The organism is Weissella kandleri, assembly GCF_045504165.1.
GTDB lineage: Bacteria > Bacillota > Bacilli > Lactobacillales > Lactobacillaceae > Weissella > Weissella kandleri_A.
Genome location: NZ_JBJJNY010000029.1, coordinates 1 through 1,142, shown reverse-complemented (window position 1 = coordinate 1,142; position 1,142 = coordinate 1). Strand labels below are relative to the sequence as shown.

General features: G+C 49.7%; 1 tRNA gene and 1 rRNA gene. Both read left to right on the top strand.

The annotated features are described in order from the left end of the window. Positions 1-929 (top strand): 16S ribosomal RNA (locus ACJQWY_RS06870); the annotation flags it as partial. 77 nt (positions 930-1,006) lie between these two features. Then, positions 1,007-1,079, top strand: a tRNA-Ala gene (locus ACJQWY_RS06865). Positions 1,080-1,142: the final 63 nt, after the last annotated feature.

Here is a 1,142-nt window from a genome sequence, read left to right as displayed (position 1 = left end):
TATTGGGCGTAAAGCGAGCGCAGACGGTTATTTAAGTCTGAAGTGAAAGCCCTCGGCTTAACCGAGGAATTGCTTTGGAAACTGGATGACTTGAGTGCAGTAGAGGAAAGTGGAACTCCATGTGTAGCGGTGAAATGCGTAGATATATGGAAGAACACCAGTGGCGAAGGCGGCTTTCTGGACTGTAACTGACGTTGAGGCTCGAAAGTGTGGGTAGCAAACAGGATTAGATACCCTGGTAGTCCACACCGTAAACGATGAGTGCTAGCTGTTCGAGGGTTTCCGCCCTTGAGTGGCGCAGCTAACGCATTAAGCACTCCGCCTGGGGAGTACGACCGCAAGGTTGAAACTCAAAGGAATTGACGGGGACCCGCACACGCGGTGGAGCATGTGGTTTAATTCGAAGCAACGCGAAGAACCTGACCAGGTCTTGACATCCTTTGACCACTCCAGAGATGGAGCTTTCCCTTCGGGGACAAAGTGACAGGTGGTGCATGGTTGTCGTCAGCTCGTGTCGTGAGATGTTGGGTTAAGTCCCGCAACGAGCGCAACCCTTATTGTTAGTTGCCAGCATTTAGTTGGGCACTCTAGCAAGACTGCCGGTGACAAACCGGAGGAAGGCGGGGATGACGTCAAATCATCATGCCCCTTATGACCTGGGCTACACACGTGCTACAATGGCAAGTACAACGAGCAGCCAACCCGCGAGGGTGCGCAAATCTCTTAAAGCTTGTCTCNCGGATCAGCACGCCGCGGTGAATACGTTCCCGGGTCTTGTACACACCGCCCGTCACACCATGAGAGTTTGTAACACCCAAAGTCGGTGAGGTAACCTTTATAGGGGCCAGCCGCCTAAGGTGGGACAGATGATTAGGGTGAAGTCGTAACAAGGTAGCCGTAGGAGAACCTGCGGCTGGATCACCTCCTTTCTAAGGAAAATCGGAATGCATTTGTTGAAACGTTATTTAGTTTTGAGTGTTTTACAACATTCAATGAAATATTTAATGGGGAATTAGCTCAGCTGGGAGAGCACCTGCTTTGCAAGCAGGGGGTCAACGGTTCGATCCCGTTATTCTCCATTAACAACCGGAAGGTTGTTAAATTAGTTCTTTGAAAACTGAATCATATCATTAAATTTAAAA